Genomic DNA, 23804 nt, shown 5'->3' with positions numbered 1-23804 from the left:
AATTTTTCTTTAGACATTGCTAAGTTTCCTATATTGAAAGTTTCCGTAGTGCAAAATACACTACGGAGTTAAGTAATTAAACTATTTTCTACGTGCTTCTACGATAGCATCAGCAACGTTCTTCGGTGCTTCAGCATATTTCAATGGTTCCATTGAGTATGAAGCACGACCTTGAGTTTGTGAACGAAGGTCAGTCGCATAACCAAACATCTCAGAAAGTGGTACTTCTGCATTGATTTTCACAACAAACTCATTCGCTTCTTGACCATTCACCATAGCACGACGACGACTTAAGTCACCAATTACATCACCCACATAATCAGGTGGTGTTTCTACTTCAACTTTCATGATTGGTTCAAGTAGAACTGGGTTTGCTTTCGCGAACGCCGCTTTAAACGCTAATGATGCAGCAAGTTTAAACGCTAATTCAGATGAGTCAACATCATGGTATGAACCGAAGTGTAAACGCACACCTAAATCTACTACTGGGTAACCTGCTAATGGACCAGATTTAAGTTGTTCTTGAATACCTTTATCAACTGCTGGGATGTATTCACCAGGGATTACACCACCTTTGATCTCGTTCACGAACTCGTAACCTGGACCCTCTGGATCTAATGGGTATAAGTCGATAACAACGTGACCATATTGACCGCGACCACCAGATTGTTTTGCGTGTTTACCTTCAACATCATTAACTCGAGTACGGATAGTCTCACGATAAGATACTTGTGGTTTACCGATGTTCGCTTCTACTTTAAATTCACGACGCATACGGTCAACGATAATATCTAAGTGTAACTCACCCATACCAGAAATGATGGTTTCACCAGATTCTTCATCAGTGTGAACGCGGAATGAAGGGTCCTCTTGTGCTAAACGACCTAATGCAAGACCCATTTTTTCTTGGTCTGCTTTCGTTTTTGGCTCAACAGCAACAGAGATTACTGGCTCTGGGAATTCCATACGCTCAAGAATGATTGGCGCATCGATAGCACATAATGTATCACCTGTACCCACATCTTTTAAGCCGATTGCCGCTGCGATATCACCCGCACGAACTTCTTTGATCTCTTCACGTTTGTTAGCGTGCATCTGTACGATACGACCAAAACGTTCACGTTTATCTTTTACTGAGTTTAATACTGTTACACCTGACTCGACCACACCAGAATAAACGCGGAAGAAGGTTAAGTTACCAACAAATGGGTCAGTTGCAATTTTGAATGCTAATGCAGAGAACGGCTCATCATCAGTTGCATGACGCTCACCTTCAGTCTCATCTGGATTGATACCTTTAATTGCAGGGATATCTGTTGGAGCTGGTAAGTAGTCAATTACTGCGTCAAGCATTGCTTGAACACCTTTGTTTTTGAACGCAGAACCACAGGTTACTAAGATAATCTCAGTTGCTAATGCACGTTGACGTAAACCTGCTTTGATTTCTTCTTCAGTTAACTCTTCACCACCTAGGTATTTTTCCATTAACTCTTCTGAAGATTCAGCTGCAGCTTCAACTAAGTTTTGACGCCATTCTTCACAAGCTTCAACCATATCAGCAGGAATATCGTCATAAGTGAAAGTCATACCTTGGTCAGCTTCGTTCCAGTTGATAGCTTTCATTTTAAGTAAGTCAACAACACCTTTGAAGTTGTCTTCTGCCCCAACAGGAAGTTGTAAAGGAACTGCATTACCACCTAAACGAGTTTTGATTTGCTCAACAACACGTAAGAAGTTAGCACCAGTACGGTCCATTTTGTTTACGAATGCAATACGTGGTACTTTATATTTATTTGCTTGACGCCATACAGTTTCAGATTGTGGTTGAACACCACCAACTGCACAGTAAACCATTACCGCACCATCAAGAACACGCATTGAACGCTCAACTTCGATTGTGAAGTCAACGTGTCCTGGAGTATCGATAACGTTAATACGGTGTTGTGGATATTGTTGTGACATACCAGACCAGAACGCTGTCGTTGCAGCAGAGGTGATTGTGATACCACGCTCTTGTTCTTGTTCCATCCAGTCCATCGTCGCTGCACCATCGTGTACTTCACCGATTTTGTGACTTACACCTGTGTAGAAAAGGATACGCTCTGAGGTAGTTGTTTTACCTGCGTCGATGTGAGCACTAATACCGATATTACGATAGCGCTCAATAGGAGTTACACGAGCCATTATTATTACCTTGTTTTGAATTTAATATTGAAATTCTTTATATGGGTAAGGCTCCACCACAAAATCTGAGATGAAGCCTCGAATATAATTGTTAACCGATTACCAACGGTAGTGAGCAAACGCTTTGTTTGCTTCTGCCATACGGTGAACATCTTCACGTTTTTTCACTGCTGCGCCTTTGTTATCAGCTGCATCAGATAATTCGTTAGCTAAACGTAAAGCCATTGATTTATCACCACGTTTACGTGCTGCTTCAACGATCCAACGCATACCTAATGCGTTACGACGAGTTGGTCGCACTTCAACAGGTACTTGGTAAGTAGAACCACCAACACGACGAGATTTAACCTCAACAGTTGGACGTACGTTTTCTAATGCAACTTCAAATGCTTCTAATGCTTCTTTACCAGTGCGTTGCGCTAAAGTTTCTAATGCATTATATACGATTGATTCTGCGATAGATTTTTTACCATCTACCATTAAAACATTAATAAATTTCGCAAGTAATTCTGATCCGAACTTTGGATCTGGAAGAATCTTACGAGGTTCAATACTACGACGACGTGGCATTGCTATTTCTCCGTTTTTTATAATTCAGGATATCCAAAACTCATCTTTTGCGATTTATTATCGCCGTTGACTGGAGTTTATGGTTTAAATATTTAATTTAGACGTTTGGCCTTACTTAACGGAGCTCCATTAAGCTTTAGGACGTTTAACGCCGTATTTTGAACGTGCTTGTTTACGATCTTTTACGCCTGCGCAATCTAATGCACCACGTACGGTGTGATAACGCACACCCGGTAAATCTTTAACACGACCACCACGGATAAGCACAACACTGTGCTCTTGAAGGTTATGACCTTCGCCGCCAATATAAGAAGTTACTTCGTAACCATTTGTTAAACGAATACGGCATACTTTACGTAATGCAGAGTTCGGTTTTTTAGGTGTAGTAGTGTATACGCGAGTACACACGCCACGTTTCTGCGGGCAAGCCTCTAATGCAGGAACGTTACTTTTTACAACCTTGCTCACACGCGGTTTGCGTACTAGTTGGTTGATAGTTGCCATTAATAAGCTCCAGTTTTCATTAAAAATTCTAAACGAATATGTTTGTTAAAATCTATTCCATAAAGAAATAGACGCTAAATTCTAATCGCGAAAAGGATCGCTGTCAACAATTAAGCAGCTTTTACCGCGAAATTCCTCAGTTAACTCTCAAAAGTGCGGTGGAAAATTCGGTTATTTTCAAGAATGGAAAGAATGAGGCGTTAGGATCAAAATAAGATCGCATTGCGATTTAAGTGTGAAAATAAATCGGGCGAACATCAGTTCGCCCATTGAGATTATTTTACTTTTTCAATCTGATGAACTTCAACCTCGATTTATTAGCCGATTTGTCTACTTCACCGTAAAATTTCACTTCATCATTTGGCGTGATTTGCTCACCTTTCCACAGTTCCTTGTCGATTTCCACTGCTATTTCGCCACTTGCATCGCGAAATAAGAAATCCTCTTTTCCAATTTGTTTAACAATCTTGCCTTGTAATACCACAAGTTGATCATCGTCCAATGTTTTCGCTTGTGCCACTGTGCTGACAGGCTGGTTATTATTTACAAAACAACCATTATCATGTTTATGTGCAAAAGATGATGCGCTAAGTGCAGCAAATCCAAGAGCAATAATAAAAATGTGCTTCCTGAGTTAAAAATAACTTAAAATAAATTGAATATCAAAGCCACGAACTGAGTTTCAATATGTGGCATTAAAAAAAGAAATGTCAAAAACGCAAAATTTACAAATTTCCTTTTAAGTAAAATAACTAGGATTCTGGCCAAGCATTTGGCTCTGTCCAAGGTCTTCTACCACCATAACGCTCTATATGTAGTTCATTAATTTTTTGAATTATCGTAATTTGGGCACGAGTAGCCTGTTCGTCAGTTAACCCAGCATCTTTAAACTCTTTAAAGGACATATATCGTTCTAAATCTACGGTATAGTTTACCGAATATTTGCGCGTTGGCACGACTGTCCACTTAAGTTGAGAAATCTTTTGAAAAACATTTCTATCATTATATTTGCCAGAAAACCAGATCGGCGCTATTGTAATAGCAGATTGTCGAGTAAACCCATAACAGTTAGTGTCTATATGATAGGTTCCTTTTAACTGAGGGGCTAACCAAAATTGATAACCATCAATTTCTAACTTAAATGAAAATTTTTCTTTTGTTTTTGATTCCCAAATACCCAGCGATTCAATATCATCATGACAGATAAAATTACCTGCGATGTCATACAGATTACGTAAGCTATACACGAAATCAGCTGTTGGACAAATCGCAAAGGATTCAACAATGCTTTGAACATGATTAGGTTCATACCAATTATCATCATCTAAATAGCAAACAATATCTTCTTTGACTAAATAGGGCGCAATGGCATTGATGCTACTATTTACCCAGCTATTTACCCCTGTGTTCATTGGCAAATAGGTCACAATAAGATTATCATATTGCTCAATTACCGCTTTAGCTTTATCAGCAAATTGTTCACCATCAACAAAAATATAGTGCTTACAAGGATAAGTTTGTTTTTTGACACTTTCGATCGCCCGCGCAAGTTCTAGGCGACCAATGGTTGATGTGATAATCGCAACGCTCGGTTGAGTTGTCATAAATATTTACCTATAAATAATGTTTAAATCATATATATATTTTAGGGATGTAACGAATATGCATTACATCCCTAAATGACCGACTTCAGAAAAATCCGAGAATTTCCACCGCACTTTAACGATCAAATTATCGCTTAGACGGTTCTTGTACCTAATTGGAAGATCACCACTTCTGCTTGGCAGCTGAATGTGAAACTTGCATCTAATAAAAAGCCACCATCAACCGCTTTGATTTCATGTTGAATCTGGCAAGGATCCGTTTCCGTATCACGTGCTTTTTGCACTAATTTTGCTAATGCTTGCTCAGCCTCTTGCTGAGTTGGATATTGTTTAGAAAACTTCACTTCAAGTTCACTATTATCTATTACTGAACCAATATCAAAGGTGTTACAGCCTACACATTCAATGGGTTTGTCATTGTTCATACAATCTTCCTATCTTATTAATTCAACGTTTTATTAATTTAATACTAAATGATGACATAATCAATCTTTACTTTTATACAAGCGGTTATTGTATAAATAGCTGCCTAACAGGGCATGGGCTAGGGCTTCTTTTTTCATTTCCTCTGGTAAGGATTTAGCCATAAACTTCCCTTCTTTTTTGTCGTATTCATAACTCTGAGGCTGTTTATTAGGCTGTAAAATGATCACATCATTGCCTTTCATCATCGCTTGCGTTTGATCGTACTGCATAAAAGCACGATTAGGATCGGCTGACTGTGTCAAATCATAACCAATCATTGGATATTGCCCACTCACACCCGCTAAAGACAACAAGGTTGTTGGCATATCAATTTGGCTGACTAAACGATGATCGCGTTTTGCTTCAATGCCTTCTCCCAAAATTAACGCTGGAATATGGAAATGATTAATTGGTACCAACTCCGCGCCAGCAACACGAGAGTCGTGATCTGCGATAACGAGGAAAATGGTGTCTTTCCAATAGTTTGATTGTTTCGCTAATCGGAAAAAATAACCGAGCGCATAATCTGCATATTTCGCCGCATTGTAACGAGTTTGTTTTTCCTGATCATAAAGCTCAATTTTGCCATCTGGAAATTCAAAAGGATCATGGTTGCTTGAAGTAAAAACTAAACTAAAGAAGGGTGCATCGCCTTGAGAAAGTGCGGTGAAAGTTTCATGCGCTTTATCAAACAAATCTTCATCACTCATGCCCCAAGTTGCAGTAAATTTCGGGTTCTGATAGTCTTTTTCATCGATAATTGTTTGGAAACCATTACCATAAAAATAGCTTGCCATATTATCAAAATGTTTCTCACCACCATAAATAAAGGACGTTTTATAGCCTTGTTGGCTTAATAACTCAGCGATAGTGAAAAAGCCATTTTGACTTTTGGTTAGTTTTACTGTGGAACGCGCTGGTGTTGGTGTAAAGCCTGCAGTTACCGCTTCAATACCACGCACTGAACGGGTACCCGTCGCATAGAGATTTTCAAATAACCAACCTTGTTGTGCTAATTTATCAAACTCAGGGCTCAGCGGTTTGCCACCTAAGGTGCCAATAAACTGTGCGCCTTGACTTTCCATCAACAAAATAACAATATTTTTGGGTTTACCTTGATAGGAGGCTTTATTGTAAGTTAAGGTGGGCAAGGTTGCTGAAATATAATCTGCGTCAGGACGACCACGAGATTGTTTAACAATGTGCAACATTTCCTCTACTGGCATTTTGCCATATTGTTCAGACGATTTATCTTCATCCTTTAATTGCTGAACAGCATATAAAACAGAATAACCTGAATTTAGCACCAAGGAATTCACTAAAGGATCGCCTGAAAATGCCACCATAGCAGGATTAATACCACGATGGCTTAATGTGGAACGCGCACCAACAAAAGCAACAGCAACGATAACAATAGCTAGAACTGGACGTGTTTTCCAGCTGATAGTGCGCAGATTTTTGACAGCCCAACCAGCCAATTTCCAATATAAAATCGCTGCAATAATCGTCAGCACAAGACTGGATACCACTGCCGTCAAATGCCCATTTGCTAACATCGTAAAGACTTCTTTTGGATACAATAAGTATTCAATAAACAAGCGATTCGGACGGAAATCATAGGTTTCAATAAATGCTGGCGTTGCTAGTTCCATAAAAAGAATAAAAACGCTCGCGAACGTCAACCAAACACGCAAAATGGACTGCCAAATTCGCCCCAAGCCATTGTTGTGCCATAGCAATACCGTCAATAAGGCTGGCAAGCCAAAGAGATAGCACATGGATACAATGTCAATGCGGAAACCTTGCAAAAATAGCAAGAACCAACCATCGACAGCATTAATACGTTCAGCTTGCCAAAGGGATAAACCAAGGCGAGAAAGGGTAAGAACAATAAGATTTATGCCAATAAAGCAAAAAATCGGAAATAAAAGGGGACGTGTTTGTGTTTTCATTCTTCTTGCCACAACAAATATTATTATGTTTATGTCAATAAGAACTCAAGGAGGAGTTAAAGTTCATTTTGTCCATAAAAAGTGCGGTGGAATTTCATCAAGTTTTGTTATTTTCTCTCAATGGCCTGCAGTTTTGTTTTTACAGCAAGTTCCTCCACTAAAGCGAGATCAGCAATACCCACATTACTTTGTGATAGCGCTAGCGTTGAAACTGCGGTAGAAAATGCCAGACTTTTTTGCAGTGAAAAACCATTTAGCTCTCCATAAATTAATCCTGCCACCATGGAATCTCCCGCACCCACTGTACTGATGATATGTTCACAAGGCAATGCTTCGGCATGAATGATTTCTTGCTCACTAATATATAATGCCCCTTGGCTACCCATTGACACCACCACATTCGCTATGCCTTGTTTTTGCAATTCAGTGCCAGCAACAATAATGTCTTCAAGAGAATTCAAAGGCTTGCCATACCATGTTTCAAGTTCTTTGTGATTTGGTTTGACTAACCAGGGTTTCGCTTTTATGCCTTCCATAAAAGCGGCATTAGAACTATCTAATACCACCTTAACACCCAATGCGGTTAATTCAGTAAGCCAATCAGCAAATTGTGTCGGCGATACGCCCTGAGGCAAGCTACCACCCACAGCGACCACATCAAATGCGGCACAATATTGTAACGAATCTCGTACAAACCGTTGCCAATCTTGTGGTTGAATTTGATAACCAGAAAAATTTAAATCCGTTACCTCTGCGTCTGTTTCTGTGATTTTGACATTAACTCTTGTTTGTCCAGCGACACGATGAAAATAATCTTGCCATTGTAATTGATCAAATAAGCGTTCAAACCCACCTGAATTGTCATTACCCATAAAACCGCCCACCGCAACAGATACGCCCAGATCATGTAACACTTTAGCCACATTAATGCCTTTTCCTGCAGCAAATAAACCCAAGGTTTCAACGCTATTCACTTCGCCCAGTTGCAAACGAGGCAAACGTCCAACCAAATCATAGGCGGTATTTAAGGTGATGATTACAACTTTTTTCATCATTTATTATCCTAAACTCACAACAGTGATATTTCGTCCATTAATCACTAACATGAAAAAAATAAGCTAGAACTCGTCTAGCTTATTCTACTTATTTACATACATTCAGCAGTTGCTCACTGCCTTTTGTTAAGTATTCATCATCTTCTGATTTAGCACGATCTTTTTTCAAATCAATCATGGCATCATAAATCCCTTGAGTCATACTTGATCGATCAATTTTACTCCAACAATCTTGGCTCAAACGACTAAAATTCCCTTGCAATTCAGCAGCAAAAACGACACCACTATAATAAGCATGCACATTGCTATCAATACCAGACGCAAGCTTCATTTTAATTTGATCAACTGGCACTAAAATTCTGCCGACATACCAATCATTTACACCGCTTGCAAAAGAATTCACATCATAATCTTCTTTTACCATGCCCTTATGCGTTTGAACAGTCGTTGAATACGCTACCGCATAGGATTTTTGATCAATTTTATCTTCATCCAAATCAATAACAGGCTTGCTGTTTCCCATAAAAGGCACGTATGAAGTCAAAGATGAACAAGCAGATAAACAAGCGAATAACGCAATAAGAGATAATTTTTTTAACATAATGGAGTTTTTCCCTTTAGTGATAACAATAAATTTTAAGTCATTTTTGTACTTAAAATTAAATATTTCGGCATTATATAGCGGAGAAACGGAAACAAGCAACCAGATAAAATGATAAAGAACACAAAAAAGCGTTGCTATTTTGTGCAAAAAAATGTACTTTCCCCACCCTTAATTGCATTTAGGAAATTTATTATGGAACGCAAACCGAATATTATTAGTAAGATTATTTTTGCTAGCCGTTGGCTACAAGTCCCTATTTACCTTGGTTTAATTATTGTACAAGGTATTTATGCTTATAAATTTGTCAAATCACTCTGGCAATTATTAACAGAAATCAATGAGTTAGATAGCAATGCCATTATGCTTTCGGTATTAAACTTAATTGATGTGGTGATGATTGCAAATCTATTAGTGATGGTGATTATTGGTGGCTATGAAATCTTTGTGTCTAAATTAAACACAGAAACTCATCCTGATGAGCCAGAATGGTTAGACCACGTCAATGCCTCTGTGTTGAAAGTAAAACTATCGATGTCCATCATCAGTATTTCCTCAATTCATATGTTACAAACTTTTGTGAATGCAAGTAATATGCCGGAAAAAACAATGATGTGGCAATTATTCTTACATCTAGGCTTTTTAGTTTCTGCAGTGGCAATGGCTTATACGGACAAAGTGTTATACAGCACCAGCCATAAAGGTCATTAATAATATCTAAAGCCCTATTTATAGGGCTTTTCTATTTGTTTTACGCCGCATTTTCCCCTAAACTATGGCTACATCCCTTTTAAAATAGAAATTTATGCGTATTTTTATCATTTTACTCATCGCCGTACTTTGTTTATTCCAATATGACTTTTGGTTTCATAAAAATGGTTATTTGGACTACATTCAAACGCGTGAAGAAATTGAAGTACATAAAGCAGAGAATTTAAAATTGTCTCAGCGTAATCAAGTTATTGCTGCCGAAATCAAAGACTTAAAATATGGTATTAATGCCATTCAAGAGCGCGCAAGACAGCAATATGAAATGATAAAACCCAATGAAACCTTCTATCGTATCGTCAAAGAACATAAATAAAACTTAGCTAAAAATGACCGCACTTTCTCATAATATCGTTGCTGTGGTGCCTGCTGCTGGTGTGGGTTCCCGCATGCAAGCCGATAAACCCAAGCAATATTTGCAGATTCTAGGTAAAACTATTTTAGAACATAGCCTAACCACATTATTAACGCATCCTATTGGGATTCAGGAAATTATTTTAGCGGTTGCAGAACAAGACCCTTATTTAGCACAATTCCCCTTTATCCATCACCCGAAAGTACGTCTTGTCAAAGGCGGAGAAACGCGAGCTGAAAGCGTATTAAATGGCTTAAAACAAATTTCACAACCTCAGCAAACTTGGGTGTTGGTACATGATGCGGCACGCCCTTGCTTAACCCATCAAGATATGGATAAATTATTGGCAGTGCATGATGAAAACGGTGCGATCCTCGCTGTTCCTGCCATTGATACCATTAAAAGAGCGAATCATCAGCAACAAATTCAACAAACTGAAGATCGTAACTATATTTGGCTGGCACAAACGCCACAATATTTCCGCGCTGATTTATTAATTCAAGCCTTAGAGCAAGCTAAACAACAAGGCTTTGAAGTAACAGACGAAGCCTCCGCCATGGAACTCGCTGGTTTTAAACCACACTTAGTGGCTGGACGCACAGATAATATCAAAGTAACCAGACCAGAAGATCTCAAATTGGCTGAATTTTATTTAAGCCAAAGATAAAAAGGACAACAATATGATTAGAATTGGACATGGGTTTGATGTACACGCCTTTGGTGAAAATCGCCCGTTAATTATTGGTGGGGTGGAAGTGCCTTATCACACCGGCTTTATCGCTCATAGTGATGGCGATGTTGCTTTGCACGCGCTCACAGACGCCTTATTGGGCGCAATGGCGTTAGGCGATATTGGCAAATTATTTCCCGACACCGATATGCAATTCAAAAATATCGACAGCCGTATTTTATTACGTGAAGCTTTTGCACAAATTCAACAACTAGGTTACAAAATCGGAAATGTAGATGTCACCATTATTGCACAAGCGCCCAAAATGCGACCGCATATTGACGCAATGCGCGCGGTCATCGCTGCTGATTTAGAATGCGATATCACTCAGGTGAATGTCAAAGCCACCACCACTGAAAAACTCGGTTTCACAGGACGTAGCGAAGGCATTGCTGCGGAAGCTGTCGCCCTATTGGTAAAAAACTAATGCAAGATCTCGCTTATTTACAAACTGCACCAAAACAAACCGCACTTTTAAAAGCGGAGTTCGCCGATTTTATCGTGAAAGAAGATTTAGGCTACGAGATGTCTGGCGATGGTGAATTCGTGGCTGTGAAAGTACGTAAAACCAATGCGAATACCTTATTTGTGGGCGAAAAATTGGCACAATTCTGTGGCATATCTGCGCGCAATATGGGTTACGCTGGCTTAAAAGATCGCCATGCCATTACTGAACAATGGTTTTGCTTACAAATGCCGGGCAAGCCGACACCCGACTTCAGCCAATTCCAATTAGAAGGTGTAGAAATTTTAGCTGTTACTCGCCACCACCGCAAAATCCGTACAGGTAGCCTCGCGGGTAATTATTTTGAGATCTTATTAAGAGATGTGGAAGAAACTGACGAACTCAAAGTGCGGTTAAAAAACTTACAGTTTTTAGGTTTCCCCAACTATTTCACCGAACAACGCTTTGGACGTGATGGACATAATCTGACACAAGCAATGCGTTGGGCAAAAGGCGAAATACAAGTAAAAGATCGCAAAAAGCGCAGTTTTTACTTGTCAGCAGCGCGCAGTGAAATTTTCAATTTAGTGGTATCTAATCGCATTGAAATGGGCTTAGCCACACAAGTCATGCCACAAGATATTTTGCAACTAAATGGTAACCACAGTTGGTTTGTTGCTGATCAACATGAAGATTTACCAACATTACAACAACGTCTAACAGAGCAGGATATTTTACTCACCGCGCCGCTCATTGGTGAAAAAAATCCAACCGCCTGTGAACTTGAAAACAATATTGTTGCCCAACATAGCGAATTGCAAAACTTAATGCAAAAAGAACGGATGAATTCGGCGCGCCGCCCTTTATTAATGCAAGCGCAACATTTGAGTTGGCAATTTGTTCCCGAAGGATTAAGACTGAATTTTTATTTGCCCGCAGGCAGCTATGCAACAGCATTGATTAGGGAACTTGTCCACATAAAAACTAACGAAAATTAACCGCACTTTTTTAACTGAACTTGAAAAAATATGAATATTTTATTATCCAATGACGACGGTTATCACGCGGAGGGAATTCAAGTTCTCGCTGCTGAATTACGCAAATTTGCCGATGTCATTATTGTCGCGCCCGATCGCAATCGTAGTGCGGCATCAAACTCTTTAACCTTGGTTGAACCATTACGTCCACGCCAACTCAATAATGGTGACTACTGCCTCAATGGTACACCAGCTGATTGTGTGCATTTGGCATTAAATGGCTTTTTAACAGGTAAAATTGATTTAGTTGTATCTGGCATTAACGCAGGCTCAAATTTAGGTGATGACACCTTGTATTCAGGTACCGTTGCCGCCGCATTTGAAGGGCGTTATTTGGGTTTACCTGCCATTGCGGTTTCTTTAGATGGACGTCAACATTATGAAAGCGCGGCGAAAATTGTCAGTGATTTAATTCCGCGCTTACATGGTCAATTACTGAAAAATCGCGAAATTATCAATATTAACGTGCCTGATTTACCTTACGACCAAATTAAAGGTATTAAAGTGTGCCGTTTAGGCAGCCGTTTTTCTGCCGCAGAAATCATTCAACAAAAAGATCCTCGCGGCGATCGCATTTATTGGATTGGACCACCGGGTTTGCCTGAAGATAATGGTGAAGGTACTGATTTTGATGCGATTAAACAGGGCTATGTGGCAATCACGCCTATTCAAGCGGATATGACTGCCCATCATTCAATCGCAGCTTTACAAAATTGGTTAAAAAGTGAATAATGCGGAAGTTAAATTTCCGCCAAATAAAAGGATAAATTAAGTGAAAATTTTTGGTGCAATGTACGATAAAACGATGAAGTGGTCACAACATCGTTTTGCTGATTTTTGGTTAGCCTTTGTCAGCTTTATCGAAGCCATTTTTTTCCCGATTCCGCCTGACGTCATGCTCATTCCCATGTCGATGTCAAAACCGAAGCAAGCAACAAAATTAGCGATTTATACCACAATTGCTTCCGTATTAGGTGGCGCGATTGGCTACGCTATTGGTTATTACGCTTTTGATTTCGTACAACAATATATTGTAAGTTGGGGCTATCAAGCGAGTTGGGAAAAAGCGATTAGTTGGTTTGAACAATGGGGAATTTTAGTGGTTTTCGTGGCTGGATTTTCACCTATTCCTTATAAGGTTTTCACTATCGCAGCGGGTGTGATGCAAATGGCATTTCTGCCATTCTTAGCAACAGCCTTTGTTTCTCGTTTTATGCGTTTCTTATTAGTAGCAAAACTTGCTGCATGGGGCGGAGAAAAATTTGCGGGTAAATTACGCCAATCAATCGAAATTATTGGTTGGTCAGTTGTTATTCTCGCTGTTATTGCCTACTTAGTTTTAAAATAAAATTCAACAATGGAAAGTGGATTATGAAAAAGTGGATTTGTGTATTAACAATATTATGCGGCTTGAACGCCTGTTCCAGTTCAGAACCCCCTGCTGATCCTGATGCATTACCTAACGGCATTATGCAAGCAGTGGAAGGAACTGGTGCAGTAGAAGGCGGCAGCTTTATGCCTGAAATTGAAAAAAGCAGCATGCCTGCGAATATGCAATAATTTTAAATTTAAAAAAGAGATAAATAATGAAAAAGACATTTTTACTATTACCCTTGGCTACATTCATTTTAGCAGCTTGTAGCAATTCAAATACACCAGCCCCAGTTGAAAGTGCAGATGGCAGTTTAACACCAGGTATTATGCAACCTGTTGATAATTCGGCTAATGCCACTTGGGAACCACAAGTGCAACCAAGCAGCATGCCTGTTGGTATGAATGATCAAGTAGTCACACAACCTGTTGCTAACCAAGCGGGTACTTATGCTAATCAAGCGCCAACGACAGTACCTGTAGCGCCTACAACACCGAGCTTGCAACAAGTGCAGCAAAATGCTCAGCCAATAACAACAACGAAAACCGTTTGTACACCTGTGAAAGTAACTAAACCTGCTGGTAATCAAAGTCAAGAAGTACAAATCCCACGTAATTCGACAACTAATGCGCCAGATTACAGCAAAATAGATAAAGGTTTTTATAAAGGCAGCAGCTACACAGTGAAAAAAGGCGATACCATGTTCCTAATCGCCTATATTGCAGGTATTGATGTCAAAGAGCTAGCCGCATTAAATAATATGAGCGAACCTTACAAATTGAGCGTTGGCCAAACATTAAAAACTTCAAATGGTTCAGCCACAGTCACAGAAACGAAACAAGATTGTAAAACAGTAACTGTCACTAAAGAACCGGAAGTCACTTACACTAATGCAGCGAATGGAACACAATATGGTTCTGATGGCACAGTAACCGGCCCAGTTAAAGCAAGTGCTGGTTCTGCCAATACATTGCCACAAAATACAGGCGTTGTAGCAAGCGCAGGCACCACACCTCCAACAAATACAGGAGTTGTTGCAGGCACTGCAGCGGCTACTGGCGGTGTAGTAGCTGGTGCTGCAAGTTCTGGTTATGGTGCAAGTACAGTTGCGCCACAATCAAACATCAACTGGCAATGGCCAACCACTGGTAAAGTGGTACAAGGATTCTCCAGTGTAGATGGTGGCAATAAAGGGATTGATATCTCTGGCACAAGAGGCCAACCGGTTTATGCAGCAGCACCAGGACGTGTTGTTTACGCAGGTAATGCATTGCGTGGTTATGGTAACCTCATCATCATCAAGCATAATGACGACTTCTTAAGTGCTTATGCACACAACGACAGTATTTCTGTTAGCGATCAACAAGAAGTTCGTGCAGGACAACAAATCGGTAAAATGGGGAATACAGGAACCAATAGCGTAAAACTTCACTTTGAAATTCGCTATAAAGGCAAATCTGTTGATCCATCACGTTATTTACCACGTCGTTAATCAACAAAGTGCGGTGTAAAAAAAGCAATTTTTTCACCGCACTTTTCTTTCTATTAACGATTTCATCAAACCTCTCCCATAGTCCTTTCTTTGATATTTTTTGACTTTTATCAATAAAATCACGAATAAAATCTGAAATACCCCATTCTAGTAATCAACAAAATAGGGAAAAAATCGATAATCTGCCACTATGATAAAATTGACAATTAGAGCATTTATTGAGCAACTTAGCTAACCAAGCGCTGCCTCGTCGTGCTTTCCTTCGTGGACATTTTCTTAATACCTTAAAGAACGATCAAGCAAAACAACAAGGTCATCTTGCTATCCGTCCACCTTGGGCTGATTTAACGATGTTTACCGATAAATGCACGCGCTGTCATCAATGCATCAGTCACTGTGAAACACAGATTATTAAATCTGGTGCAGGTGGTTATCCTGAAGTGGATTTCAGTCAAAGCGAATGTACTTTTTGTCAGCGATGCGTTGAAGTTTGCCCTGAACCCATTTTTCGTTCCACATCAGAAATACCTTGGCAACATAAAGTGCAGATTGGAGAAAATTGTTTATTAAATCAACGAGTTGAATGTCGCACTTGTGGCGATTGTTGTGAAAGTCGAGCCATTCGATTTAAACCAGCATTGGGTGGCATTGTGGAATTAATCTTAAATTTAGAACATTGTAATGGCTGCGGTGCCTGTTTGCGCACTTGTCCAACGCAAGCCATTAGCCTGATGAGAACAGAATGAAGTTATTAGATCAAAGTGAAAATTGGTATGTTTGCAGCCTGATCGTGCAAGCCAAACCCGCCAAATTAGCACAAGTACAAGAAGATATTTTAAAAATTCCTTATGCGGAAATTCATGGTGTTAAACCTGAAGAAGGCAAAATTATCGTTACCATTGAAAGTGATAGACAACTTGCCTTAGCCGATAGAATTGATGAAGTAAAAGATATTAATGGTGTGATCGTTGTTTCCTTAATATCTAACTATATTGATGAACCCTAGGAGGCCTTCTTGTGATACAGAAAACGTGACATTTTTACACCGCACTTTTCTGATACAGATTAAGAAAGCCAATATTTTTTATGTTAAACGTGGGAAACATTATGGAACTCAATCGTAGAGATTTTATGAAAGCTAACGCTGCTATCGCGGCAGCAACCGCAGCGGGAATGACAATTCCTGTGAAAAATGTGATGGCGGATGATAGTGGCATTAAATGGGACAAAGCCCCTTGCCGCTTCTGTGGTACAGGTTGTAGCGTACTGGTAGGAACAAAAGACGGTAAAGTGGTAGCAACACAAGGAGACCCAGATGCAGATGTAAACCGCGGTTTAAACTGCATCAAAGGCTACTTCCTCTCTAAAATTATGTATGGTGCCGACCGCGTGCAAACCCCATTATTGCGCATGAAAGACGGTAAATTCCATAAAGAGGGGGATTTCACACCAGTATCTTGGGACCAAGCCTTCACTATCATGGCGGAAAAAGTCAAAAACATTCTGAAAAAAGGCGAACCTAATGCTATTGGCATGTTCTCCTCTGGTCAAACGACTATTTTCGAAGGCTATGCCAAAGTCAAATTATGGAAAGGTGGCTTGCGTTCTAACACCATTGATCCAAACGCACGTCACTGCATGGCATCTGCCGCTGTTGCTTTCATGCGTACCTTTGGTATGGATGAGCCAATGGGTTGTTATAACGACATTGAGAAAACCAATGCTTTTGTCCTTTGGGGCTCAAATATGGCAGAAATGCACCCAATCTTATGGAGCCGTATTTCTGATCGCCGTTTATCTGATGACAAAGTACGTGTGGTCGTGATGTCAACCTTTGAACACCGCTCCTTTGAATTGGCAGATACCCCAATTATTTTCAAACCTCATTCAGATTTAGCTATTCTTAACTATATTGCCAACTACATTATCCAAAATGATAAAGTAAATTGGGATTTTGTGAATAAACACACCAAATTCAAACGTGGTGAAACCGATATTGGTTATGGCTTACGCCCTGAACATCCGCTACAAAAAGCAGCGAAAAACGCTAAAACTGCGGGTAAAATGCATGATTCTTCTTTTGAAGAATTCAAAAAAATCGTTGAACCTTACACCTTAGAAAAAGCACATGAAATCTCAGGTATACCAAAAGATCAATTAGAAACTCTCGCCAAAATGTACGCTGATCCAGAACAAAGCATGGTGTCTTTCTGGACCATGGGCTTTAACCAACATACACGAGGTGTGTGGGTTAACCATATGATTTACAACGTACATTTATTAACAGGTAAAATTTCTAAACCTGGTTGTGGACCATTCTCATTAACAGGTCAACCTTCTGCTTGTGGTACTGCGCGTGAAGTAGGCACTTTCGTCCACCGTTTACCTGCAGACATGGTGGTTACCAATCCAAAACATGTTGAAATTGTAGAAAAAGCATGGAAATTGCCAAAAGGTACCATTAGCACTAAACCAGGCTATCCTGCGGTTATGCAAAGTCGTGCATTAAAAGACGGAAAACTTAACTTCTTGTGGCAACTTTGTACCAACAACATGCAAGGTGGCCCGAACATCAATGATGAAATTTTCCCGGGTTGGCGTAATCCAGAGAACTTTATCGTGGTTTCTGATCCTTATCCATCTGTAAGTGCGGTGGCAGCTGACTTAATTTTACCAACTTGTATGTGGGTGGAAAAAGAAGGGGCTTATGGTAATGCAGAACGCCGCACACAATTCTGGTATCAACAAGTGAAAGGCCCTGCTGAATCTCGTTCTGACTTATGGCAAATCGTTGAATTTGCGAAATATTTCAAAACAGAGGAAGTATGGAGCGAAGAACTATTAGCACAAATGCCTGAATATCGTGGAAAAACCCTTTACGACGTACTTTATACCAATGGTGAAGTGGATAAATTTAAGGTACCAACCAATATTCCAGGCTATCTAAATGATGAAGCAGATCACTTCGGCTACTACTTACAAAAAGGCTTGTTTGAAGAATATGCGCAATTTGGGCGTGGCCATGGCCATGACTTAGCGGATTTTGAAACCTATCATCAAGTGCGTGGTTTACGTTGGCCTGTGGTGGATGGTAAAGAAACCTTATGGCGCTATCGTGAAGGCTATGACCCTTACGTCAAAGCAGGCGAAGAGGTGTCTTTCTATGGCTATCCAGATAAAAAAGCCATTATTCTTGGTATCCCTTATGAGCCACCAGCAGAAAGTCCTGATGAAGAATATGATTTATGGTTATGTACAGGACGTGTACTAGAACATTGGCATACGGGCACCATGACACGCCGCGTACCTGAATTACACCGCGCTTTCCCAAATAACTTAGTGTGGATGCACCCTGATGATGCGAAAAAACGCGGCTTACGCCATGGCGATAAAGTGAAATTAATTACCCGTCGCGGAGAAATGATTTCGCATTTGGATACACGCGGACGTAACAAAGTCCCAACAGGCTTAGTTTACACTACCTTCTTTGATGCCGGTCAGTTAGCGAATAAATTAACTCTTGACGCAACAGACCCAATCTCAGGGGAAACCGACTTCAAAAAATGTGCGGTTAAAGTAGAAAAAGCCTAATGACCACAACGTAAGGTGCGTATAACACGCACCCTAACAATCGGTTAAAACTTGATGAAATTTAACCGCACTTGTAGGGAAAAATCTTACGGAGAAACTATGAAATTGGATCCAAATCGTCGTCAATTCTTGAAAAATGCCACCCGTACCGCTGCTGGTGTGTGCGGTGTGGGCATTATTCTAGGGTTGCAACAACATCAAGCCAATGCAAAAGAAGGCGTTGCACTACGCCCACCGGGTGCTTTAGCGGAAAAAGACTTTCTCGCAGCCTGCACCCGTTGTGGTCAATGTGTACAAGCTTGTCCTTACGATATGCTGCATTTAGCCTCCTTGTTGTCTCCAATGGAAGCAGGAACACCTTACTATGTTGCTCGTGATAAGCCCTGTGAAATGTGTCCTGATATTCCTTGCATGAATGCTTGCCCAAGCGGCGCATTAAGTGAGGAATTAAAAGACATTAATGATGCACGCATGGGATTAGCCGTCTTGTTAGACCACGAAACTTGCCTAAACTGGCAAGGTTTACGTTGCGATGTTTGCTATCGAGTTTGCCCTGTGATTGATAAGGCCATTACCCTTGAGCCAATTCATAATGATAGAACGCAAATTCACGCTAAATTAATCCCAACCGTACATAGCGATGCTTGTACAGGTTGTGGTAAATGTGAACAAGCTTGCGTGTTGGAAGAAGCGGCAATCAAGGTGCTACCAATGGATTTAGCTAAAGGTATGCTAGGTCGTCATTATCGCTTAGGTTGGAAAGAAAAACAAAATGCAGGAAAATCCTTAATTGAAGAACGTCATCCAAACGGCTTCAAAACAATGGAAGTGCGTACGCCTGAGGGTATGCAAGAGCCTGTGTATCAACCAATGAAAGTGCGTCCAAACACCAAAGTCGCCACGCCAAATCGAGCGACACAGGATTATGTGCCAAGTTCAACCACTGTGCCTGAAGCGGAACATTTCCCAGATTTAGATCTGAATTTGAAGGGGGTTAAATAATGACTAACATGAAATATATCCCCAACAAACCGAAAGACGCCGGACAAGAAGCTCGACAAAAATTAGGTTGGTGGCGAGCTTACCGCTTTTTGATTTTACGTCGCTTATCTCAATTGGGGATTATCGCGATGTTTTTAAGTGGACCTTTCTGGCATTTTTGGATTTTAAAAGGCAATTACAGTGGCAGCCTATTGTTTGATGTCGTGCCTTTTACTGATCCATTAATTGCCGCAGAAAGCTTGGTAACAGGCTATTTACCTGAATGGAGTACCCTCATTGGCGCATTAATTATTGTGTCATTCTATGCCATTGTCGCGACAAAAGCATTTTGTAGCTGGGTATGTCCAATGAATATGGTAACGGATGCTGCAGCTTGGTTACGCCGCAAATTAGGCATTCGCCAAAGTGCAAAAATTCCTCGCCATCTGCGTTATGCCATTTTAGTGATGATTCTGGTCGGCAGCGCTATTAGTGGATCATTATTGTGGGAATGGATTAACCCAGTTGCTGCATTAGGACGAGTATTCCTATATGGCTTAGGGGCAACATTATGGTTAGTCGCCATTGTCTTCTTCTTTGATTTGCTCGTGGTAGAACATGGCTGGTGTGGACATTTATGTCCTATTGGCGCCACCTACGCATTGATTGGTCGCAAAAGTCTTATCAAAGTCAAAGTCATTGACAGAGAACGTTGCGATCGCTGTATGGATTGCTACAACGTATGCCCAGAACCACAGGTGCTACGCTTACCGCTACATGGTAAAGCAGAAGATAGCCAAATTATTCTATCGCCTGATTGCATTACTTGCGGACGCTGTATTGATGTCTGCGCAGAAAACGTCTTTGCTTTCGGTAGTCGATTTGAACCCCAAATTAAAATAAAAACGAGTTAAACTAATTTTCGTCTTAATGGAGTGAACAAAAATGAGAAAATATCTCGCCCTTATCTTCACCGCGTTGGCTAGCGTTGCTATCGCTACGCCTAACATTGATCAAACGGTTGAAGGTGCTGCAGAAAATGTTGCACCTGCATTTACAACGCCCTATAAAGATGCGGGAAACATTCCTACCACATTCCCTCATCAACCGCCATTGGTTCCACATAGCATTCGTGGCTTGCAAGTAACCAAAAATGTTAACCAATGCTTAGGTTGTCATTCCCCTGATTTTGCACCAACAACAGGCGCACCTCGTGTACCTGAATCGCATTTCATGGATCGTGATGGTAAACGCACAGAAGGAACCTCACCACGTCGTTATTTCTGCTTGCAATGCCATGTGCAACAAACAGATGTAGATCCAATTATTCAAAACAAATTTGACAACATTCGTCAAACTCAAGGTAAATAAGGAAAACGATTATGCTAAAAAAATTCTGTAAATGGTTTCGTAGTCCAAGCAAAATGGCAGTAGGCACCTTAATCGTTGTTTCTGCATTAGGGGGAATTTTAGCTTGGGGAGGATTAAACACCGCATTGGAATACACTAACACTGAGCAATTCTGTTCAGACTGCCATATGAACGATGTCGTCCCCGAATATCGCCAAACTATCCATTATTCAAACCGCAGTGGCGTAAAAGCGATTTGTTCAGATTGCCACTTGCCACATGAATTTGGTCCAAAATGGATTCGTAAAATTGAAGCGGCAAAAGAAGTGTATGCTCACATCACTGGCAAAGTGGATACCAAAGAAAAATTTGAAGCACATCGTTTAGAGATGGCTGAACGTGAATGGGCACGAATGAAAGCTAACAATTCTCAAGAATGTCGCAACTGCCATAACTTTGAGGATATGGACTTCACGCAACAAAAAACAGTGGCACAACAAATGCATGCTAAAGCCGAAGAACAAGGCAAAACCTGTATTGATTGCCACAAAGGGATTGCACACAACTTACCACATATGAAAGCAGTACAAAAAGGGTTCATCCCGGATGATATTGCCAAACCTGAAGAGAAAAAATAAAGCAAGATAGACAAAAGTGCGGTGAAAAACACCGCACTTTTTTATTGGAAGAATTACAAAAATTTCTTAGTCAACACCAAAAACGCACTTTCATATTCGGAGGTCGTGGCATCATATACTGTCAAAAAACGTTGTGCATTTTTCTCATCTGCCAACCCTGTTTTCACAAAATGGGCAAAATCGCCTTTTAATGTATGAGAAAAATGTTTACGAAACGAAATAAACTTCACTAAAAACGGTTTTGAATAAATCCCTCCTTTGAAAATAGCCTGCACTAACTTATCTTGCTCAAGCATCAATTGAGCTAATGCCTCGAATTGTTGATCAAGTAACTGTTTATCATTGGTTGCTCTGATAACCGCAGAAATGCGTTGCTGTTCATCTAACAACCGTTGTAATTTATTTTGATTTTCCATTAATCGCTGCGGTTGTGCCACTGGTGCAATTAATGCATAACTGTGATTGTCAATACGAATACGAACAGGCTCATCCTTCGCCACCACAACACCACAATATATAGACAAAATAAGTACAAGAATTTTTTTCATATTAAAATTTGTCAACTGCCATAATAAAGGGCGTATTATATACGCCCTTTTGGTCCTATGCACGAGGATTAAATCAGCAAAACTTTATTAAAATCCACCGCACTTTTTATTTCACAAATGCTACTTATAAAAACAAGTTAGCAAATAGCAAGCCGAAACAGATACTGAAGAACATACTGAGCAAGCCTGGGATCATAAAGCTATGGTTAAAAATGAATTTACCAATTTTTGTGGTGCCAGTAGTATCAAAGTCAATAGAAGCAATGATTGGTCCATAGTTTGGAATGAAGAAGTAACCATTTACCGCAACAAATACCCCAATTAAGATTGGCGCAGGAATACCCAATGCCACAGCTAATGGGAACAAGGTTGCCACAGTTGCACCTTGGCTATTCACCAATACAGACAACACAAATAATGCGAACGCAAATGCCCATGGTGCAGTTTCAACCAAACCTTTCACCATATCTTTTACTTCTGTCATGTGCGCTTGCATTAAGGTATCACCTAACCATGCGATACCAAAAATGGCGATAACTGCACGCATACCCGCATGGAAAACAGAACCACGCGTAATTTCATTACCATCTGGTTTACAGAATAAAATAATCAACGCACCAATGGTCAACATAACGATTTCAATGGTATGTGCCATACCCATTGGTTTGCCATCAAAGACTGGGCGTAATGAAGGTGCTGCACCCATAATAACCACTAACAAGGCACCAATTAAGAATAATGCCACTGAAGGTTTTGCGGTAGGTTTGATTTTAATTTCATTTAAATCAGTATTAACGCTATTGGCTTTTACATATTCAGGATTTTGTAATAACGCTTGATAATGTGGATCATCTTTTAGCTCTTTGCCCATTTTATTCACAAAGACACAAGCTAAGCCTAAACCTAAAATTGTTGCCGGCATGGTTACCATTAGTACATCGCCTAAATGGATACCTTGTGGTTCAAGGAAAGCAACAACTGCCACCACCGCAGCGGCAATTGGGCTTGCCACAATCGCAAATTGCGATGCAATTACAGCCATTGAAAGTGGACGCTCTGGACGAATACCATTATGACGGCTTACCTCTGCAATCACAGGCAATACAGAATAAGCCACATGACCTGTACCTGCTAATACAGTGAATGTCCAGGTTACTGCAGGAGCCATAAAAGTAATGTATTTTGGATTGCGACGTAAAATATTAGTGGCGATTTTGATCATATAATCCAAACCACCTGCGGCTTGCATAGCAGAAGCTGCTGCAACCACCGCCATAATCATAAACATAACGTCAATTGGTAGACCTGCTGGTTTTAAACCAAATCCAAAAGAAAGAATGGCTAAACCCAAACCACCAAATACCCCTAAACCAATGCCGCCAACACGCGCACCAATTAGGATACATAACAGTACAATGGCAAATTGTACTAAGAACATAATCGACATAAGCCCCTCCTATTTTTCTAATATAAAAACTGTTGAAATTTACACCGCACTTTATCTCAAATTACAGATAAAATTTTTAGTGATCATACTCTCTTTTGGCTTAATCACCTACTAA

27 protein-coding genes are annotated in these 23804 nt (G+C 40.2%); 16 read left to right on the top strand and 11 right to left on the bottom strand.

Features of this window, described 5'->3' with window-relative positions; all coding sequences use genetic code 11:
• Positions 1-81: 81 nt before the first annotated feature.
• The 9 genes from fusA to ACT2CV_RS09490 all read right to left on the bottom strand — a co-directional run bounded on the left by fusA (position 82) and on the right by ACT2CV_RS09490 (position 8935).
• Positions 82-2184 carry an elongation factor G gene (gene fusA, locus ACT2CV_RS09530; protein ID WP_464973280.1) on the bottom strand — a complete coding sequence of 701 codons (2103 nt, stop codon included), beginning with the start codon at positions 2182-2184 and terminating at the stop codon, positions 82-84.
• 99 nt (positions 2185-2283) lie between these two features.
• Positions 2284-2754: a 30S ribosomal protein S7 gene (gene rpsG, locus ACT2CV_RS09525; RefSeq protein ID WP_464973281.1), complete on the bottom strand. Its 471-nt coding sequence runs from the start codon at positions 2752-2754 to the stop codon at positions 2284-2286.
• Positions 2755-2883: 129 nt separating this feature from the next.
• On the bottom strand, positions 2884-3258 hold the full coding sequence (rpsL, locus tag ACT2CV_RS09520) for a 30S ribosomal protein S12 (RefSeq protein ID WP_464973282.1): 375 nt from the start codon (positions 3256-3258) through the stop codon (positions 2884-2886).
• Positions 3259-3538: 280 nt separating this feature from the next.
• A complete protein-coding gene (locus tag ACT2CV_RS09515; RefSeq protein ID WP_464974065.1) occupies positions 3539-3871 on the bottom strand; it encodes a NirD/YgiW/YdeI family stress tolerance protein in 333 nt (110 codons plus the stop codon).
• Between the two features lie 139 nt (positions 3872-4010).
• Complete coding sequence (locus tag ACT2CV_RS09510) at positions 4011-4862, bottom strand: glycosyltransferase family A protein (RefSeq protein WP_464973283.1); 852 nt, start codon at positions 4860-4862, stop codon at positions 4011-4013.
• A 134-nt stretch (positions 4863-4996) separates the two neighbouring features.
• The gene (locus ACT2CV_RS09505; RefSeq protein ID WP_464973284.1) at positions 4997-5287 is read right to left on the bottom strand and encodes a YfcZ/YiiS family protein; all 291 of its coding nucleotides are present in this window, start codon (positions 5285-5287) and stop codon (positions 4997-4999) included.
• Between the two features lie 60 nt (positions 5288-5347).
• Entirely contained in the window at positions 5348-7279 is a 1932-nt protein-coding gene (locus tag ACT2CV_RS09500) for an LTA synthase family protein (RefSeq protein WP_464973285.1), read from the bottom strand.
• 107 nt (positions 7280-7386) lie between these two features.
• A complete protein-coding gene (fruK, locus tag ACT2CV_RS09495) occupies positions 7387-8331 on the bottom strand; it encodes a 1-phosphofructokinase (protein ID WP_464973969.1) in 945 nt (314 codons plus the stop codon).
• 91 nt (positions 8332-8422) lie between these two features.
• Positions 8423-8935 carry a hypothetical protein gene (locus tag ACT2CV_RS09490; protein ID WP_464973286.1) on the bottom strand — a complete coding sequence of 171 codons (513 nt, stop codon included), beginning with the start codon at positions 8933-8935 and terminating at the stop codon, positions 8423-8425.
• A 195-nt stretch (positions 8936-9130) separates the two neighbouring features.
• On the opposite strand from ACT2CV_RS09490, the gene ACT2CV_RS09485 reads away from it, so the two are divergent.
• The 16 genes from ACT2CV_RS09485 to ACT2CV_RS09410 all read left to right on the top strand — a co-directional run bounded on the left by ACT2CV_RS09485 (position 9131) and on the right by ACT2CV_RS09410 (position 21694).
• On the top strand, positions 9131-9646 hold the full coding sequence (locus tag ACT2CV_RS09485) for a TIGR00645 family protein (protein WP_464973287.1): 516 nt from the start codon (positions 9131-9133) through the stop codon (positions 9644-9646).
• A 94-nt stretch (positions 9647-9740) separates the two neighbouring features.
• Complete coding sequence (gene ftsB / locus ACT2CV_RS09480) at positions 9741-10019, top strand: cell division protein FtsB (protein ID WP_464973288.1); 279 nt, start codon at positions 9741-9743, stop codon at positions 10017-10019.
• 13 nt (positions 10020-10032) lie between these two features.
• Positions 10033-10725, top strand: a complete 693-nt coding sequence (gene ispD, locus ACT2CV_RS09475) for a 2-C-methyl-D-erythritol 4-phosphate cytidylyltransferase (RefSeq protein WP_464973289.1) — start codon at positions 10033-10035, stop codon at positions 10723-10725.
• 13 nt (positions 10726-10738) lie between these two features.
• A complete protein-coding gene (ispF, locus tag ACT2CV_RS09470; protein ID WP_464973290.1) occupies positions 10739-11215 on the top strand; it encodes a 2-C-methyl-D-erythritol 2,4-cyclodiphosphate synthase in 477 nt (158 codons plus the stop codon).
• Positions 11215-12231, top strand: a complete 1017-nt coding sequence (gene truD / locus ACT2CV_RS09465) for a tRNA pseudouridine(13) synthase TruD (protein ID WP_464973291.1) — start codon at positions 11215-11217, stop codon at positions 12229-12231. Before ispF ends, truD begins: the two co-directional genes overlap by 1 nt.
• 30 nt (positions 12232-12261) lie before the next feature.
• Positions 12262-13002 carry a 5'/3'-nucleotidase SurE gene (gene surE, locus ACT2CV_RS09460; protein ID WP_464973292.1) on the top strand — a complete coding sequence of 247 codons (741 nt, stop codon included), beginning with the start codon at positions 12262-12264 and terminating at the stop codon, positions 13000-13002.
• Between the two features lie 40 nt (positions 13003-13042).
• On the top strand, positions 13043-13618 hold the full coding sequence (locus tag ACT2CV_RS09455) for a YqaA family protein (RefSeq protein ID WP_464973293.1): 576 nt from the start codon (positions 13043-13045) through the stop codon (positions 13616-13618).
• Positions 13619-13641: 23 nt separating this feature from the next.
• A complete protein-coding gene (locus ACT2CV_RS09450) occupies positions 13642-13830 on the top strand; it encodes a hypothetical protein (RefSeq protein ID WP_464973294.1) in 189 nt (62 codons plus the stop codon).
• 26 nt (positions 13831-13856) lie between these two features.
• Positions 13857-15134 (top strand): murein hydrolase activator NlpD, encoded by a 1278-nt coding sequence (nlpD, locus tag ACT2CV_RS09445; RefSeq protein ID WP_464973295.1) that lies wholly within the window; start codon positions 13857-13859, stop codon positions 15132-15134.
• A gap of 218 nt (positions 15135-15352) precedes the next feature.
• Entirely contained in the window at positions 15353-15880 is a 528-nt protein-coding gene (napF, locus tag ACT2CV_RS09440) for a ferredoxin-type protein NapF (RefSeq protein WP_464973296.1), read from the top strand.
• A complete protein-coding gene (locus ACT2CV_RS09435; protein WP_464973297.1) occupies positions 15877-16140 on the top strand; it encodes a chaperone NapD in 264 nt (87 codons plus the stop codon). The genes napF and ACT2CV_RS09435 overlap by 4 nt, the downstream gene beginning before the upstream one ends.
• A 101-nt stretch (positions 16141-16241) precedes the next feature.
• Complete coding sequence (napA, locus tag ACT2CV_RS09430) at positions 16242-18725, top strand: nitrate reductase catalytic subunit NapA (RefSeq protein ID WP_464973298.1); 2484 nt, start codon at positions 16242-16244, stop codon at positions 18723-18725.
• Positions 18726-18824: 99 nt separating this feature from the next.
• Positions 18825-19727: a ferredoxin-type protein NapG gene (napG, locus tag ACT2CV_RS09425; protein WP_464973299.1), complete on the top strand. Its 903-nt coding sequence runs from the start codon at positions 18825-18827 to the stop codon at positions 19725-19727.
• Positions 19727-20620 (top strand): quinol dehydrogenase ferredoxin subunit NapH, encoded by an 894-nt coding sequence (gene napH / locus ACT2CV_RS09420; protein ID WP_464973300.1) that lies wholly within the window; start codon positions 19727-19729, stop codon positions 20618-20620. The genes napG and napH overlap by 1 nt, the downstream gene beginning before the upstream one ends.
• 31 nt (positions 20621-20651) lie before the next feature.
• Entirely contained in the window at positions 20652-21077 is a 426-nt protein-coding gene (locus ACT2CV_RS09415) for a nitrate reductase cytochrome c-type subunit (protein WP_464973301.1), read from the top strand.
• Between the two features lie 11 nt (positions 21078-21088).
• Positions 21089-21694, top strand: a complete 606-nt coding sequence (locus ACT2CV_RS09410) for a cytochrome c3 family protein (RefSeq protein WP_464973302.1) — start codon at positions 21089-21091, stop codon at positions 21692-21694.
• A 53-nt stretch (positions 21695-21747) separates the two neighbouring features.
• On the opposite strand, the gene ACT2CV_RS09405 is transcribed toward ACT2CV_RS09410, so the two are convergent.
• Positions 21748-22242, bottom strand: coding sequence for a hypothetical protein (locus ACT2CV_RS09405; RefSeq protein WP_464973303.1), 495 nt, complete (start codon positions 22240-22242; stop codon positions 21748-21750).
• Between the two features lie 124 nt (positions 22243-22366).
• Entirely contained in the window at positions 22367-23689 is a 1323-nt protein-coding gene (locus ACT2CV_RS09400) for an anaerobic C4-dicarboxylate transporter (protein ID WP_464973304.1), read from the bottom strand.
• Positions 23690-23804: the final 115 nt, after the last annotated feature.

Origin of the sequence: Reella acinonychis, from assembly GCF_052384575.1 — a bacterium.
Classification (GTDB): Bacteria; Pseudomonadota; Gammaproteobacteria; order Enterobacterales; family Pasteurellaceae; genus JBQSUQ01.
The sequence above is the reverse complement of the archived record's forward strand: the minus strand, read 5'-3'. Positions and strand labels throughout refer to the sequence as shown.

Excerpts from the sequence above, each read along its gene's own strand:
- fusA (WP_464973280.1), bottom strand. The coding sequence starts at position 2,184 with ATGGCTCGTGTAACTCCTATTGAGCGCTATCGTAATATCGGTATTAGT.
- rpsG (WP_464973281.1), bottom strand. The coding sequence starts at position 2,754 with ATGCCACGTCGTCGTAGTATTGAACCTCGTAAGATTCTTCCAGATCCA.
- rpsL (WP_464973282.1), bottom strand. The coding sequence starts at position 3,258 with ATGGCAACTATCAACCAACTAGTACGCAAACCGCGTGTGAGCAAGGTT.
- ACT2CV_RS09510 (WP_464973283.1), bottom strand. The coding sequence starts at position 4,862 with ATGACAACTCAACCGAGCGTTGCGATTATCACATCAACCATTGGTCGC.
- ACT2CV_RS09505 (WP_464973284.1), bottom strand. The coding sequence starts at position 5,287 with ATGAACAATGACAAACCCATTGAATGTGTAGGCTGTAACACCTTTGAT.
- ACT2CV_RS09500 (WP_464973285.1), bottom strand. The coding sequence starts at position 7,279 with ATGAAAACACAAACACGTCCCCTTTTATTTCCGATTTTTTGCTTTATT.
- fruK (WP_464973969.1), bottom strand. The coding sequence starts at position 8,331 with ATGAAAAAAGTTGTAATCATCACCTTAAATACCGCCTATGATTTGGTT.
- ACT2CV_RS09490 (WP_464973286.1), bottom strand. The coding sequence starts at position 8,935 with ATGTTAAAAAAATTATCTCTTATTGCGTTATTCGCTTGTTTATCTGCT.
- ACT2CV_RS09485 (WP_464973287.1), top strand. The coding sequence starts at position 9,131 with ATGGAACGCAAACCGAATATTATTAGTAAGATTATTTTTGCTAGCCGT.
- ftsB (WP_464973288.1), top strand. The coding sequence starts at position 9,741 with ATGCGTATTTTTATCATTTTACTCATCGCCGTACTTTGTTTATTCCAA.
- ispD (WP_464973289.1), top strand. The coding sequence starts at position 10,033 with ATGACCGCACTTTCTCATAATATCGTTGCTGTGGTGCCTGCTGCTGGT.
- ispF (WP_464973290.1), top strand. The coding sequence starts at position 10,739 with ATGATTAGAATTGGACATGGGTTTGATGTACACGCCTTTGGTGAAAAT.
- truD (WP_464973291.1), top strand. The coding sequence starts at position 11,215 with ATGCAAGATCTCGCTTATTTACAAACTGCACCAAAACAAACCGCACTT.
- surE (WP_464973292.1), top strand. The coding sequence starts at position 12,262 with ATGAATATTTTATTATCCAATGACGACGGTTATCACGCGGAGGGAATT.
- ACT2CV_RS09450 (WP_464973294.1), top strand. The coding sequence starts at position 13,642 with ATGAAAAAGTGGATTTGTGTATTAACAATATTATGCGGCTTGAACGCC.
- nlpD (WP_464973295.1), top strand. The coding sequence starts at position 13,857 with ATGAAAAAGACATTTTTACTATTACCCTTGGCTACATTCATTTTAGCA.
- ACT2CV_RS09435 (WP_464973297.1), top strand. The coding sequence starts at position 15,877 with ATGAAGTTATTAGATCAAAGTGAAAATTGGTATGTTTGCAGCCTGATC.
- napA (WP_464973298.1), top strand. The coding sequence starts at position 16,242 with ATGGAACTCAATCGTAGAGATTTTATGAAAGCTAACGCTGCTATCGCG.
- napG (WP_464973299.1), top strand. The coding sequence starts at position 18,825 with ATGAAATTGGATCCAAATCGTCGTCAATTCTTGAAAAATGCCACCCGT.
- napH (WP_464973300.1), top strand. The coding sequence starts at position 19,727 with ATGACTAACATGAAATATATCCCCAACAAACCGAAAGACGCCGGACAA.
- ACT2CV_RS09415 (WP_464973301.1), top strand. The coding sequence starts at position 20,652 with ATGAGAAAATATCTCGCCCTTATCTTCACCGCGTTGGCTAGCGTTGCT.
- ACT2CV_RS09410 (WP_464973302.1), top strand. The coding sequence starts at position 21,089 with ATGCTAAAAAAATTCTGTAAATGGTTTCGTAGTCCAAGCAAAATGGCA.
- ACT2CV_RS09405 (WP_464973303.1), bottom strand. The coding sequence starts at position 22,242 with ATGAAAAAAATTCTTGTACTTATTTTGTCTATATATTGTGGTGTTGTG.
- ACT2CV_RS09400 (WP_464973304.1), bottom strand. The coding sequence starts at position 23,689 with ATGTCGATTATGTTCTTAGTACAATTTGCCATTGTACTGTTATGTATC.